Source organism: Streptosporangium nondiastaticum, from assembly GCF_003011965.1.
Classification (GTDB): domain Bacteria; phylum Actinomycetota; class Actinomycetes; order Streptomycetales; family Streptomycetaceae; genus Streptomyces; species Streptomyces nondiastaticus.
The window spans coordinates 1-14451 of record NZ_PXWG01000003.1; the positions used below are offsets into that span (position 1 = coordinate 1).

Consider the following 14451-nt stretch of genomic DNA (forward strand, 5'->3'; position numbering starts at 1 on the left):
GCCGAGGCGCTGCTGCGGCTCGCGGCCCGCTGCGACGCGGCCTTCGTGTGGGCGCTCGTCGAGCACCGGCTGCGCGGCGGCGACGCGCCCGGCGGCGCCCTGGCCGACACGGTCGCCGAGCTCGCCGAGGCCGCGCCCGGCTCGCGGCTGAACCTGCTGCTCACGGACGGCACCTCGATCGCTGCCACCACCTGGGGCGACACGCTCTGGTACCTGGCGGACCCGGCCGGCCGGACCGCGGTCGCCTCCGAGCCCTACGACGACGACCCCCGCTGGACCGAGGTCCCCGACCGCACCCTGCTCACCGCGACCCGCACCGCCGTCACCCTGACACCGCTCAAGGAGCCCTGCCCGTGAGCCCGTTCGCCCTGACCCGCACCCTCCCCGCCGACGCGACCGCGGCCGCCCTGCGCGCCGACGTCGCCACGGGCCTGACCCGCACCCCCAAGGAGCTCCCGCCGAAGTGGTTCTACGACGCGCGCGGCAGCGAGCTGTTCGACGAGATCACCCGGCTGCCCGAGTACTACCCGACGCGCGCGGAACGCGAGATCATCGTCGCCCGTGCCGGCGAGATCGCCGCGGCCACCGGCGCCCGCACCCTCGTGGAGCTCGGCTCCGGCTCCTCCGAGAAGACCCGCCACCTCATCAGCGCCCTGGCCGCCCGCAACTCCCTCGACCACTACGTGCCCGTCGACGTCAGCGAGAGCGCCCTGACCGGCGCTGCCGAGGGCCTGCTCGCCGACCACCCGGCCCTCACGGTGCACGCCCTCGTCGCCGACTTCCAGTACGGCCTGCACCTGCCCGCCACCCCCGCGCCGCGCCTGCTCGCCTTCCTCGGCGGCACCATCGGCAACCTCCGCCCGAAGGAACGATCCGCCTTCTTCGCCGCCGTCCGCGCCGAGCTGGCCCCCGGCGACGCCCTGCTCCTGGGCACGGACCTGGTCAAGGACGAGCGGACGCTGGTGCGGGCCTACGACGACGCGGCGGGCGTGACCGCCGCCTTCAACAAGAACGTCCTCACCGTCATCAACCGCGAACTGGAGGCCGACTTCGATCCGGACGCCTTCGACCACGTGGCCCTGTGGGACGCGCGGGAGGAGTGGATCGAGATGCGGCTGCGGGCCCGCGGCGCCCTCGTCGCGAAGATCCCCGCGCTCGACCTCGCCGTCCACTTCGCCGCGGGCGAGGAGTTGCGCACGGAGATCTCCGCGAAGTTCCGCGAGCCGGGGGTACGGGCCGAGCTCGCGGCGGCCGGGCTGGAGACCACGCACTGGTGGACGGACGAGGAGGGGCGGTTCGCGCTGTCGCTGTCGGCGCCCGTGCCGGTGCCGGGGCGCGCCGGTTAGCCTCGCCGTGTGAAGGATGAGGTGAACGAACCGCAGAACCAGGGTCTGCCGGCCGGCTTCGAGCGCGGCACGGACGGGCCCAAGGTGATCGTCGCCGGCGTCGACGGCTCCGACACGTCCTGGCGTGCCGCCGCCTACGCCGCCGGCCTGGCCCGCCGTCAGCGCGCGCTGCTCGCCGTCGTCTACGTGCAGCCGCTGCTGACGGGCGGCGCGGCGCTGGGCGCGCCCGTGGCGGAGACGACGGAGGAGGTCGCCGAGGAGCTCCTCGCCGAGATCCGCGACGCGGCCGAGCGGCTGCGCGGCGAGCCCGGGGTGCGCTGGGAGTTCCACACCTTCCGCGGCGATCCCTACCAGGGCCTCGTCCAGGCCGCCGACGACCTCAAGGCGGACGCGGTGGTGGTCGGCGCCTCGGAGCGCGCCGGCCACCGCATCGTCGGCTCGGTCGCCGTGCGCCTGGTGAAGGCGGGCCGCTGGCCCGTGACCGTGGTCCCGTAGGAGACGGAGGGGTGTCCCCGCGCGCAGGGGCGGGTAGCCTGCCGCTGCCCGCAGACAAGGAGGTCCGGCCATGGCCGACGAGGAAGAGGAAACGGAAGAGACGGAGGCGTCCGCCGCGGCGGACGGGGCGCTGGAGCTCACGGACCACGAGGGGGTCCTGGCGCTGCGCCTGTCCGGCGGGGACGTCATCCCCCGGGCCATCCCCGTCCTCGACGAGTCCGGGAAGCTCCTGGCCGTCTACACGGCGGGCCCGCCCGTCCCGCCCGCGGCCGCCTCCGCGCCCGACGTCCTCGCGGAGCGCTCGGTGGTCGAGTTGCGGTGAGCCGGGCGCCCGCGCTCGCCTCGCGGGGGCGCGGGGTGTCCCGGAGCGCCTGTGGGAGCCTCACCCGGCTCGTCCCGGGGGCGCGTGGCCGGTGCCACGCCAACGGCGGCGCTCGTCTCGCGGGCCGGCTTCCGGTCGGCCAGGGTGGTGACGGCAGGGCACCTCAGCCGTCTGGAGAAACAACGATGACGAACCACACGTACCGCGTGACCGAGATCGTCGGCTCGTCCCCCGAGGGCGTGGACCAGGCCGTCCGCAACGGTCTCTCCCGTGCGTCGCAGACGCTGAGGAACCTCGACTGGTTCGAAGTGGTCCAGATCCGGGGGCATCTGGAGAACGGTGAGATCGGGCACTACCAGGTCGGCCTGAAGGTCGGTTTCCGCCTGGAGAACGGCGACTGAAGGCCCTCGGAGCACGGTCAGGCCCCGCCTCCTCCGCGAACAGCGGGGCAAGGCGGGGCCTCGTGTCGGCCCGGGAGAGCAGCGAAGCGCTCGTGGACGTCCGCGCCGGGCCCGGCGTGGCGGCTCATGAGGCGGTGCGGGCGGGCGTGTCCCCGGCCCCCTCCCGCGCCGCCGCCGGCACCAGGTGCGCCTGCCCGGCGAGGATCACCAGCGTGCCCACGGCGACCCCCAGGACACCGCACGTCGCGGCCCACGCGGCCCCCGCCTCCTCCAGGACCGTGCCGGTGACCGCCGATCCCAGCGCCACGCCCGCCGTCATCAGGGTCACCAGCCACGCGAACGCCTCGGTGACGGTGCCCGCCGGGGCGAGCTCGCCCACCAGCACGAACACGACGGTGAGCACGGGCGCGAGGAACAGCCCGGTGAAGAGCATCAGGCAGGCCATGTACGGCGGGGCCGGCAGCAGGCACAGCAGCCCGTACCCGGCGGTCAGGCCGAGCATCATCAGCAGCGTCCGGCGCGGCGGCGCCACCCGCCAGCGCCGCACCGCCCCGTAGGCCAGGCCTCCGGTGAGCGCGCCGAGCGCGTTGAGGGAGAGCAGCGCCGGGGCGCCGCCGGGCAGCCGGTGTCCCTCCGCGTAGGAGACGACGAGGACGTTGAGCGTGCCGATGGCGACGCCCACGCCCGTGAGGCCCGTGATCAGGACGACGAAGCCCCGGCTGCGCAGCGGCCCCAGCCAGTCGGCGGACCTGGCGGGCGCCCGCCAGGCGCGGGCGGGCGGGGCGGTGACGACGACGAGCACTCCGGCGACGCCCAGGAGCGCGCCCGCCCACAGCGCCGCCGCGGGCGAGGCGACCGCCACGCCGCCGGCCACCACCAGCGGCCCGCCGACGAAGACCAGTTCCTGGGACGCGGAGTCCAGCGCGTAGGCCGACTCCAGCCTCCCGGGCGCGACGATGTCGGGCCACAGGGCCCGCAGGCACGGCTCCAGCGGAGGAGTGGCCGCACCGGCGAGCACGACCCCGCCCAGGACGGCCGCGGTGCTGCCGGGCGCGACGGCGACGACGGCGAAGCCCACGGCCGCCACGAGGGCAGTCGGCAGCAGGACGCGCGGCTGGCCCACCCGGTCCACCAGCCGGCCCAGCAACGGCCCGCCCACGGCGGAGGCGACCGCGAACGCCCCGACGGCCACGCCCACGAAGCCGTACGACGCGCCGGCCTGACGCAGCGCCAGCGGCACCGCGACGGCGGCCATCGCGCTCGGCAGCCGCCCGACGAGCGTGCCCAGGAGCAGTCTGACCACATGGGGGCCGCGCAGCAGGTCCGCGTACCTCACGGGGAGACCTCCCCGTCCGCCGAAGTCTCCGGCCGCAGGGCCCTGTCCGGTGGCGAGGTGCTCGCGGGTGGGTTCACAAGGCGATGGTTATACGTAACACCCGACCCGTCAAGGAATTTCCGGCAGGCTCGCACAGGGCCCGGCGGGGGGTGCGCGGAGTGGAGGCGCTCACTCCGGCCGGAGCGAGCCGCCAGTGGCCGTCGTCGCCACACCTGCCGCGCGGGGCATCATGACAGCACGTCAACCACTCGCTACCCTCGGCGCTGACAACGATGTCGGCATCCTACGTGGCGTCACCCGAGGGGCGTGGACGATGAGATGGACCGGACACCTGCGCTCGCGCACCTGCGCGGCCGCACTCGCACTCGCGGCGGCAGTGGGCGGGACCTCGCTCACCGCCCCGGAGCCGGCCGCGGCGGCCGGCGGGCTCACCGGCCTGGTGAACCCCTTCATCGGCACCCAGAACGAGGGGAACACCTTCCCCGGCGCCGCCGTGCCGTTCGGCATGGTGCAGCTCTCCCCCGACACCGGCCACAGCACGGGCTACGACTACAAGCACGACCACATCCGCGGCTTCAGCACCGTGCACCTCTCCGGCGTGGGCTGCCGCATCGGCGGCGACCTGCCCGTCCTGCCCACGACGGGTGACGTGCAGCAGACCGACAACGCCCGCTACGCGGCGCGGTTCAGCCACCGCGACGAGACGGCCCGCCCCGGCTACTACCGGGTCGGCCTCTCCTCCTACGGCGGCATCACCGCCGAGCTCACCGCGGGCTCCCGCACGGGCCACCAGCGCTACACCTTCCCCGCCACGGACAAGGCCAACGTCCTGCTCAACACCGGGCAGTCACTGCACCGCACCGTCTCCACGACCGTCGAGGTCCTCGACTCCCGCACCGTCCGTTCCGCCATCACCGGCCGCGGCTTCTGCCAGGACACCCGCCCGTACACGGTCCACACGATCACGCGCTTCGACCGGCCCTTCACCGCCTTCGGCACCTGGAACGGCGATCAGGTCTCCCAGGGGACCCGGAAGTCCACGTCCGCCGGCCGCAACGGCGCCTGGGTGCGCTTCGACACCACCCGCGACCGCACCGTGGAGGCCACCACGGCCATCAGCTACGTCGACGCGGCCGGCGCCGCCGGCAACCTCCGCGCGGAGGACGACGGCTTCGACCGCACCGCCCGCGCCGCGCGCGACGCGTGGGAGCGCCGCCTGGGCGCCGTCCGCGTCCAGGGCGGTGGCGAAGGACTGCGCCGCACCTTCTACTCCTCGCTGTACCGCGCGTTCCTCGCGCCCAACACCGGCAGCGACGCCGACGGCCGCTACACCGGCTGGGACCAGCGGATCCACCGCGCCCGCGGCTTCACCTACTACCAGAACTGGTCGCTGTGGGACACCTACCGCACCCAGGCGCAGCTGCTCGCGCTGCTCGCGCCCGAGGAGTCGCGGGACATGGCCCTGTCGGTGCTGCGGGTGGAGGCCGACGGCGGCTGGCTGCCCAAGTGGGGCTACGGCACGGTCGAGACGAACATCATGACCGGCGACCCGGTGACCCCCTTCCTCACCAACGCCTACCAGCACGGGCTGCTCAAGGGCCACGAGGAGGAGGCCTACAGGGTGCTGAAGCGCAACGCGGACGGCGTCCCGCCCAAGGACTCCCCGTACGTGGGCCGCGACGGCAACGACCGCTACATCAAGGACGGTTACGTCCCCTGCACGCCCTCCAGGCCCAAGGACAAGCCGGGCGACTCCGACCTGCACCAGGGCGGTTCGGCGACGCTGGAGTACGCGCTGGCCGACGGCGTGCTCGCGAAGATGGCCCGCTCGCTCGGCCACCGCGCGGACGCCGAGCGCTACGCAGCCCGCTCCCGGAACTACCGCAACGTCTTCGACCCGGAGACGGGGTTCTTCCGGGCCCGCGGCGCCGACGGCGCGTTCACCGGCCCGGCCGACCCGGCGAAGAGCATCTGCTTCCACGAGGGCACCGCGTGGCAGTACCAGTGGCTCGTGCCGCAGGACCTGCCCGGGATGGTGGACCTGATCGGCGGCAGGGCGCGGGCGAACTCCCGGCTGGACTCCTTCTTCGCCTACGACCGGCTCGTCCGCGACCCCGCGCGCACGGCCCGCGAGGTGTGGGTCCACGGCCCGTACGACTACTACAACGCCGACAAGTACAACCCGCAGAACGAGCCCGACCTGATCGCCCCGTACACGTACCTGTCGACCGGGCAGCCGTGGAAGACGACCGACGTCGTGCACGCCGCGCTCACCCTCTTCACCGACGCGCCCACCGGTATGACCGGCAACGACGACCTGGGCACGATGTCCGCGTGGATGGTGCTCTCCGCCATCGGCGTGTTCCCCGTGCAGCCCGGTGCGGACGTGTGGGGGCTCAGCACACCGGTGTTCGATCGGGTGGACGTCGACCTCGACGGCAGCCGGTTCACCGTGACCGCCCCGGGCACCTCGGACCGCGACCGCTACGTGCAGTCGGTCCGGCTGGACGGGGAGCGCTACGGGCGGACGTACCTGACGTCACGCCAGATCACCGGGGGCGGGCGGCTCGACTTCACGGTCGGCGCCGACCCCTCCGACTGGGGCACCGGGGCCGCCGCCGCGGCACCCGCCATCGGCTGAACCCCGCCCGCCGGCGCGGGGCGGCGCCTTCCGTCGCCGCCCCGCGCGGTCCATGATGACCGCGATGATCCGCCGTCAGCGCCGACGAGAGGACATGACATGGCCGGGCTCCGGACGGGACAGGGCATTCTGCGCCGCAAACCGATCGAGACGATCGAGGAGGCGGAGGAGGCCGAGGCGCACGGCGAGCACCTGACCCGGGCCCTGGGGCTCTGGCAGCTCACGGCCATCGGGGTCGGCGGCATCATCGGCGCGGGCATCTTCAGCCTCGCCGGCACCATCGCCAACGGCGTCGCCGGCCCGGCCGTGCTCGTCTCCTTCCTCATCGCGGGCGTCGCGAGCGCGGCGGCGGCCTTCTCGTACGCCGAGTTCGCCGGCCTGATCCCGCGGGCCGGATCCGCGTACACCTACGGCTACGCGGTCCTCGGCGAGATCGGCGGCTGGTTCATCGGCTGGGACCTCCTGCTGGAGTACACGGCGATCGTCGCGGTCGTGGCCATCGGCATCTCCGGGTACATCAACTTCCTGCTCGGCGAGACGAACGCCCACCTGCCGGCGTGGATGCTCGGCGCGCCGGGCACCGGCACCGGGCACCGGGTGGACCTGTTCGCGGCGCTGCTGTGCCTGCTGATCGCCTGGCTGCTCAACATGGGCATCAAGAGCGCGGCCCGCTTCGAGACCGTGGTCGTGGTCCTGAAGGTCCTCGTCGTGCTGCTGGTGATCGGCGTCGGCTTCTTCCACATCAACTCGGACAACTACACCCCCTTCTTCCCCTTCGGTCTCAGCGGCGCGTTCACGGGCGCGGCCACGGTCTTCTTCGCGGTCTTCGGCTACGACGCGATGTCCACGGCGGCCGAGGAGTCCAAGGACGCCCAGCGCCACATGCCGCGGGCCATCCTCTACTCGCTCGCCATCTCGATGGTGCTGTACGTGCTGGCCTGCCTGGTGCTCACCGGCATGCAGAACTACAAGGACATCGACAAGGCGAGCGGCTTCTCCACCGCCTTCAAGTCGGTCGGGCTCGGCGGGATCGCCGACGTCATCGCCGTGGGCGCCATCATCGGCATCCTCACCGTCATGTTCACCTTCATGCTCGGCGTCACCCGGGTCTGGTTCGCCATGAGCCGGGACGGCCTGCTGCCGAAGTGGTTCGCCAAGACCCATCCCACGCGGCACGTGCCGACGCGCGTCACCTGGATCGTGGGGGTGGCGTCGGCGGCCATCGCGGGCCTCGTCCCGATCGGGGAGGCGGCGGAGCTGACCAACATCGGCATCCTGCTGGCCTTCGCGGTCGTGTGCACGGCGGTGATCGTGCTGCGCTACCGGCGGCCCGAACTGCCGCGCTCCTTCCGCTGCCCGTGGGTGCCGGTCGTGCCGGGGATCGGGGTCGCCGCGTCGATCTGGCTGATCACGTACCTCGCGTGGCAGACGTGGGTGCGGTTCGCGGTGTGGTTCGTGGTGGGGCTGGTGGTGTACTTCGCGTACTCGTACAAGCACTCGGAGCTGAGGCATGCGGACGCGCGAGGGATCCCGCAGGACTAGCCGGCCGGGGGGAGGTTCCGGCGGATCTGCTACTTCAGCAACCGGGACAGCCGGCGGTCGGCGAGCGGCTTGCCGCCCGTCTGGCACGTGGGGCAGTACTGCAGCGAGGAGTCGCTGAAGGACACCTCGCGGATGGTGTCGCCGCACACGGGGCACGGGTGCCCGGCCCGCCCGTGCACCCGCAGGCCGCTCTTCTTCTCCGCCTTCAGCTCGGCCGCGGCGTGCCCCCGTGCCCGCTCCACCGCCTCGTGCAGCACGGTGCGCAGCGCCCCGTACAGGGCGGCGGTCTCGTCCTCCGTCAGGCTCGCGGCGAGCTTGAAGGGCGACATGCGGGCCGCGTGCAGGATCTCGTCCGAGTAGGCGTTGCCGATGCCCGCGATCACGCCCTGATCGCGCAGGACGCCCTTGAGCTGCCGCCGCTCGTCGCGCAGCAGGGCGGCGAAGACGTCCAGGGTGAAGTCCGGGGAGAGGGGGTCGGGGCCCAGCCGCGCGATGCCGGGCACCGCCGCGACGTCGTGCACGCAGTAGGCGGCCAGCCGCTTCTGCGTGCCCGCCTCGGTGAGGTCGAAGCCGCCGCCCCCGGCGAGCCGCACGCGCAGCGCGAGCGGGCCCTTGCCGGGGCGCGGGGGTGCCTCCGGCAGGGTGTCCTGCCAGCGCAGCCAGCCGGCGCGGGCCAGGTGGAGGACGAGGTGCGGTCCGTCGTCGCCGGTGGAGACGGCGAGGAACTTGCCGCACCGGCGCACGCCGGTGACCTCCCGGCCCTCCAGGGCCGTGAGCGGCGGGTCGTAGGTCTTGAGGACGCTCACGGCCACGGGCAGCACGCGCTCGACCGTACGGCCGACGAGGTGCCCGGTGAGGAACCCGGCGAGCGCTTCGACCTCCGGCAGCTCAGGCATGGCTCCAGTCTGCCGCAGGGCGGGGGCCCGGCAAGCGGGGCACGTGACGGGACCGCCGCAACGGTGATCGACCACTACGGCGCGTTCCGGCGGTGCCGGACCCGCCTCGGCCGGCACGCGGCGCGGTCAGCTGACGCGCGCGTCCCACTCGACGCGGTACGACGTCAGCCAGTCGTCGGCGCCGTCGGACGCCGCGGGGGTCCGCGGCTGTTCCGGCGGGGTCGCGACGCGCTCCGCCATCGCGGCGCTGAGCGCCACCACTCGCTCCACCCGCTCGCGCCGCAGCCGCTCGTACGCGGCGAAGGCCTCCGCCGGGCCGGGCAGGTCGCGCAGGCAGCGCGCGAGGACCACGCCGTCCTCGATGGCCATCGACGCGCCCTGCGCGGCGTTCGGCGCCGTGGCGTGCACGGCGTCGCCGACGAGGACGGCGCGGTCGCCGTGCCAGACGGGCAGGGTGGGGATGTCGTACGCGTTCACGCCGACGACGGCGTCGCCGGTGGCGGAGACGAGCTCGGTCACGGGCGTGTGGTCGCCGGCGAAGGCCGCGAGGACGCGCTCCCGCCAGCCGGCGGGGCTGATCGCGGCGAGCGCCGGGCGGGGCTGCTCGGGCGCGGGGATGTTGGCGAACCAGTACGTGGAACCGTCGGGCGCGCTCGTGCAGCCGAAGAAGGCGCGCTGGCCGTAAACCATCCGGTACGTGCGGTCCGGGACGGCGTGGGCGGCGTCGTGGGTGCGGCCGCAGACCGTGAGCTGGCCGGTGTGGCGGGGCGGGGGCGCCGCGGGGTCGAGGAGGGTGCGGGTGCGGGAGTGGATGCCGTCGGCGCCGATGAGGACGTCGCCCTCGGCGCGAGTGCCGTCCGCGAAGTACGCCACGACGCCGTCCGGTCCGGTCGTGGCGTCCACGAGCCGCTTTCCGTACGCGACGCGGACGCCCCGCCGGACGGCCTCGTCGCGCAGCGCCCGGTAGAGGGCGGCGCGCTGCAGGGTGCGCGGGCTGAGGCCGTCGTCGCCCGCGCCGGTGAGGGGCCGTGCGCCGAGCCGGGCTCCGGTGGGGCCGAGGAACTCCACGGTGTCGGCGGCGAAGGAGCAGGCGAGGACGGGCTCGTCGGCGCCGACGGCGCGCAGGGCGGCCAGGCCGTTGGCGAAGAGGACGAGGAACGCCCCGAGGTGGTCCGCACCGGTCGGATGCGCCTCGTGGACGGTCGCTTCGATGCCGGCGCGCCGCAGCGCCATCGCGGTGACGGGTCCGGCGATGCCGCCGCCGATGACCAGGGCGTGGGTCATGCTCCGAGCGTAAGGGGGAAGGGGGGCGGTGCGTCCAGAGCGCGTGGGGCGCTGCGCTGCCCAGCGCGGCGCCGGCGGGCGGCCGCACCGACGCGGCTTGACCGCCCGTCACCTCCGCGCCGCCCGGGCCTCCGTGCGGAGCTCAGCCCTCGCCCCCTCCCCCGGCCAGCGCCTGCGTCAGGTACCGTGCCGTCACGCTCCCGGCGGCCCCGGCGACTTCCCGCGGCGTTCCGGCCGCCACCACGCGGCCGCCCTCGGCGCCGCCTCCGGGGCCGAGGTCCAGGACGTGGTCCGCGCCCGCGGCGACCGTCATGTCGTGTTCCACCACGACGACCGTGTTGCCGGCGTCGACCAGGCCGTGCAGCTGCCGCATGAGCAGCTCGGTGTCGGCCGGGTGCAGGCCGGTGGTGGGCTCGTCCAGGACGTAGAGGGTGTGGCCGCGGTGGGTGCGCTGGAGCTCGGTGGCGAGCTTGATGCGCTGCGCCTCGCCGCCGGAGAGCTCGGTGGCGGGCCGGCCCAGCCGCAGGTAGCCGAGGCCGACGTCCTGGAGGGTGCGCAGGCCGCGGCGCGCGGCGGGCACGTCGGCGAGGAAGTCCGCGGCGGCGTCGACGGTCATGCCGAGGACTTCCGCGATGTTCGCGCCCCGGTAGGTGATCTCCAGCGTCTCGGGGTTGTAGCGCGCGCCGGCGCACGCCTCGCAGGGGGCGTACGAGCCGGGCAGGAAGAGCAGTTCGACGGCGACGAAGCCCTCGCCCTGGCAGGCCTCGCAGCGGCCGGCGGCGACGTTGAAGGAGAACCGGCCCGCGGTGTAGCCGCGTTCGCGGGCGCCCTCGGTGGCGGCGAAGACCTTGCGCACGGCGTCGAAGAGGCCGGTGTACGTGGCGAGGTTGGAGCGCGGGGTGCGGCCGATCGGCTTCTGGTCGACGCGCACCAGGCGGTCGACGGCGGCCAGGCCCTCGGCGGCGAACTCCGGCCCGCTGCCGTCGAGGTGGGCCGCGACGGCGTCGGCCAGGACCTGCCCGACGAGCGTGGACTTGCCGGAGCCGGACACGCCCGTGACCGCGGTGAACACGCCGAGCGGGAACTCGGCGTCGAGGCCGCGCAGGTTGTGCCGGGTGACGCCGCGCAGGCGCACCGCGCCGGAGGGCTCGCGGGGCGTGCGCGGCGAGGGGGCCTCCTCGGCGAAGACGAAGCGGCGGGTCATGGATTCCTTGACGTCCGCGAGGCCCTCGACCGGGCCGCTGTAGAGGACCTGCCCGCCGTGCTCCCCGGCACCCGGGCCGACCTCGACGATCCAGTCGGCCCGGCGCACGACGTCCATGTGGTGCTCGACGAGGAAGAGGGAGTTGCCCGCGGCCTTGAGCCGGTCGAGGACGGTCAGGAGGGCGGCGCTGTCGGCGGGGTGCAGGCCCGCGGAGGGCTCGTCGAGGACGTACACGACGCCGAAGAGGCCCGAGCGCAGCTGCGTCGCGAGCCGCAGCCGTTGCAGCTCGCCCGCGGACAGGGTGGGGGTGGGCCGGTCCATGGCGAGGTAGCCCAGGCCGAGCTCCGTGAGGACCTCGATGCGGGCCACGAGGTCCCCGGCGAGGGTCGCCGCGGCGCCGTCGCCGCCGAGGGCGGGCCGGAGCGTCTGCGCGAGGGCGGACAGCGGCAGGGCGGCGAGCGCGGCGATGTCCTGCCCCGCGAAGGTGACGGCGAGCGCCTCCGGGCGCAGCCGCCTGCCGCGGCAGGCCGGGCAGTCGGCGCTGACGAGGTGCCGCTCGGCGCGGGCGCGCAGCGGGGCGCTCTTGGAGTCGGCGACGGTGTGCAGGACGTAGCGGCGGGCGCTCATGTACGTGCCCTGGTAGGGGCGTTGGATGCGCTCGGCGTCGCGGACGGGGTGGACGGTGACGACGGGCTGCTCGTCGGTGAAGAGGATCCAGTCGCGGGCCTCCTGCGGGAGCTCGCGCCAGGGCCGGTCGACGTCGTGGCCGAGGGCGTCGAGGATGTCCCGCAGGTTCTTGCCCTGCCAGGCGCCGGGCCAGGCGGCGATCGCGCCCTCGCGGATGGACAGCGAGGGGTCGGGGACGAGCGACTCCTCGGTGACCCGGTGCACGACGCCGAGGCCGTGGCACTCCGGGCAGGCGCCGGCGGCGGTGTTCGGCGAGAACGCGTCGGAGTCGAGGCGCGCGGCGCCCTCGGGGTGGTCGCCCGCGCGGGAGAACAGCATGCGCAGGGAGTTCGACAGCGTGGTGACCGTGCCGACGGAGGAGCGCGAGGTGGGCGCGGAGCGGCGCTGCTCCAGGGCCACGGCCGGCGGCAGCCCGGTGATCGCCTCGACCCGGGGCGCACCCACCTGGTGGATCAGCCGGCGCGCGTACGGGGCGACGGATTCGAAGTAGCGGCGCTGGGCCTCGGCGTAGACGGTGCCGAAGGCGAGGCTGCTCTTGCCGGAACCGGAGACCCCGGCGAAGACGACGAGCGCGTCGCGGGGGATGTCGACGTCCACGGCCTTGAGGTTGTGCTCGCGGGCACCGCGCACCCGGACGTAGGGGTCGTGCATGAGGGGCTCCGGGGGCGCGCGGGCGGGGATCGGTGCCGAGTTTATGTCCCCGCCCGGCAAAATGGGATCATCGCCTCATGCGCCTGACCGAACTCGCATCCGTGGGACCCTTCTTCGCCCTGCGGACCGGCGAGGCGCCCGCCGGCGCCGCGGAATACGGGCCGCTGCTCGACGAGCGGACGGTGCGCGCCCGGGTGGAGACCGTCGCGGAGCGGCTGGGGACTCAGGACCGGCGCGTGGCCGCTTCCGTCGCCTACCAGGGCATCGCGGGGCGGCTGCTGTCGGTCGCCCTGGGCTCGGGGGTCCTCACCGGCGAGGTGCCCGCACTCGCCGGCGACCGGCTGCACTGGCACCCGGCCCGCACCGCGCCGGACGACCTGTGGCTGCCCGGGCCTGCGGCCCTGCCGCAGCCCGCGGACGGCGGGCTCGCGGACCTGATCCGCGCGCACGTCCTGCACGGCCCCCTGGCCGACCTGCACCGCATCACGCGCGCGGTCGTCCCGGTCTCCGGCCGCCTCCTGTGGGGCAACGCCGCGTCCTCGCTCGCCGGCTCCCTGCGCGTGCTGCACGCCTGGTGCCACGATCAGGGCCGGCCCGGGGACGCGGCCCGCGCGACCGCCCTCGCCCGCGCCGTGCTCGGCGACCCGCTCCTGCGCGGCACCGGCACCCTCGCGGCGGGCGGCCCGCCGCACGCCGCGCCGTCCTTCGTGCGCAGCACCTGCTGCCTGTACTACCGCGTGCTGCCGGGCGGGATGTGCGGCGACTGCGTGCTGCGGCACGCGCCGCCCCGCGTGCGCTGAGGGAACGTGGCGGGCGGCCACTCGCGCGTCGAGAGCACTCCGAGGACGTACGCCTTCGCCACGAGCGCCGTGCGGTTGGGCACGCGCCAGCGCCGGGTGAGCCGGGTCAGGTGGTAGTTGACCCCGTCCACGGTCAGCCCGACCGCCTTGCCGATGGCGGCCGTCGTCGCCCCCGCGGCGGCCAGGGCCAGGATGTGCCCCTCCACCACGCTGACCTCGGCGACCGGCTCCGCCGGCCGGGGGATCGTCTCGGTGGCGGCGGCCCGCACCCGCAGCACCGCCAGCAGCATGGGGCTCGGCGGGAAGCCGTCGCCGACGGGGTCCACGAGCAGCTCGCCCTCCCGTTCGACGCCGCCCGCGCCCGCCAGCCAGCGGACCTCGATCGGGTGACGCGGGCGGCGGCCGAGCCGCAGCGCCTCGATGTGCCGGTCGAGCCGGCCCGGCAGCCGGGGCCGGAACAGCTCGTGCAGGTTCCGGCCGCGCAGCCGGCCCGGTGACGTGCCCCACTCGGCGGCCATGGCCGGGTTCGCGACCGTGACCTCGCCGTCCGGCCGGCAGACCGCGATCGGCGTCGGGATGCGGTCGAGGAGCAGCAGGAAATGATTGCGCCAACTGATGTATTCGTCGCTCACCACGGTATGCCCGGCCCCTCGCTCGTCCCGTGCCCGTCCAAGGGCCTGTCCAGTGCTTGCCCGGCGGGCCGGGCCCGGGAGCGTCGGGCCGCGAACCACTGCACAATCGTGCAGTTCTGTATACGACCGGAATAAGCGACTTGCAGCGGGGCGGGTGACGGCGTCCGCGGCCGGCCGGTCGCGGCGTCCGGAGGCCCCGGCATCCGGCCGGCCC

The 14451-nt window shown here is 74.7% G+C and carries 13 protein-coding genes; 8 read left to right on the top strand and 5 right to left on the bottom strand.

The window, feature by feature from the left end:
- The 5 genes from B7P34_RS02570 to B7P34_RS02590 form a co-directional block, all read left to right on the top strand.
- Positions 1–357: class II glutamine amidotransferase (locus B7P34_RS02570; protein WP_435693944.1), on the top strand; the 357-nt coding region annotated here is incomplete at its 5' end.
- Positions 354–1346 (top strand): L-histidine N(alpha)-methyltransferase, encoded by a 993-nt coding sequence (gene egtD / locus B7P34_RS02575; RefSeq protein ID WP_106674107.1) that lies wholly within the window; start codon positions 354–356, stop codon positions 1344–1346. The genes B7P34_RS02570 and egtD, both read left to right, overlap by 4 nt.
- Positions 1347–1355: 9 nt before the next feature.
- Entirely contained in the window at positions 1356–1841 is a 486-nt protein-coding gene (locus tag B7P34_RS02580; protein ID WP_223267422.1) for a universal stress protein, read from the top strand.
- Positions 1842–1911: 70 nt separating this feature from the next.
- On the top strand, positions 1912–2163 hold the full coding sequence (locus B7P34_RS02585; protein ID WP_106674108.1) for a hypothetical protein: 252 nt from the start codon (positions 1912–1914) through the stop codon (positions 2161–2163).
- Between the two features lie 185 nt (positions 2164–2348).
- Positions 2349–2564 carry a dodecin gene (locus B7P34_RS02590; protein ID WP_106674109.1) on the top strand — a complete coding sequence of 72 codons (216 nt, stop codon included), beginning with the start codon at positions 2349–2351 and terminating at the stop codon, positions 2562–2564.
- A gap of 124 nt (positions 2565–2688) precedes the next feature.
- Here the strand turns inward: B7P34_RS02590 and B7P34_RS02595 are convergent, their stop codons facing one another.
- Positions 2689–3900, bottom strand: coding sequence for an MFS transporter (locus tag B7P34_RS02595; protein WP_106674110.1), 1212 nt, complete (start codon positions 3898–3900; stop codon positions 2689–2691).
- Between the two features lie 313 nt (positions 3901–4213).
- Between B7P34_RS02595 and B7P34_RS02600 the strand changes: the two genes are divergently transcribed.
- Positions 4214–6541, top strand: coding sequence for a GH92 family glycosyl hydrolase (locus B7P34_RS02600; RefSeq protein WP_106674111.1), 2328 nt, complete (start codon positions 4214–4216; stop codon positions 6539–6541).
- Between the two features lie 99 nt (positions 6542–6640).
- On the top strand, positions 6641–8083 hold the full coding sequence (locus B7P34_RS02605) for an amino acid permease (RefSeq protein ID WP_106674112.1): 1443 nt from the start codon (positions 6641–6643) through the stop codon (positions 8081–8083).
- A gap of 29 nt (positions 8084–8112) precedes the next feature.
- Here B7P34_RS02605 and B7P34_RS02610 read toward each other — a convergent pair whose 3' ends face one another.
- From B7P34_RS02610 to B7P34_RS02620, 3 genes are all read right to left on the bottom strand, one after another.
- A complete protein-coding gene (locus B7P34_RS02610) occupies positions 8113–8979 on the bottom strand; it encodes an Fpg/Nei family DNA glycosylase (protein ID WP_106674113.1) in 867 nt (288 codons plus the stop codon).
- 126 nt (positions 8980–9105) lie between these two features.
- Complete coding sequence (locus B7P34_RS02615) at positions 9106–10263, bottom strand: FAD-dependent monooxygenase (RefSeq protein ID WP_106674114.1); 1158 nt, start codon at positions 10261–10263, stop codon at positions 9106–9108.
- 142 nt (positions 10264–10405) lie between these two features.
- Positions 10406–12805 (bottom strand): excinuclease ABC subunit UvrA, encoded by a 2400-nt coding sequence (locus B7P34_RS02620; protein WP_106674115.1) that lies wholly within the window; start codon positions 12803–12805, stop codon positions 10406–10408.
- Positions 12806–12882: 77 nt separating this feature from the next.
- Between B7P34_RS02620 and B7P34_RS02625 the strand changes: the two genes are divergently transcribed.
- Positions 12883–13605 carry a (2Fe-2S)-binding protein gene (locus B7P34_RS02625; protein ID WP_106674116.1) on the top strand — a complete coding sequence of 241 codons (723 nt, stop codon included), beginning with the start codon at positions 12883–12885 and terminating at the stop codon, positions 13603–13605.
- Here the strand turns inward: B7P34_RS02625 and B7P34_RS02630 are convergent.
- The gene (locus B7P34_RS02630) at positions 13536–14237 is read right to left on the bottom strand and encodes a PAS domain-containing protein (RefSeq protein WP_223267423.1); all 702 of its coding nucleotides are present in this window, start codon (positions 14235–14237) and stop codon (positions 13536–13538) included. The genes B7P34_RS02625 and B7P34_RS02630 overlap by 70 nt on opposite strands.
- Between the last annotated feature and the right edge of the window lie 214 nt (positions 14238–14451).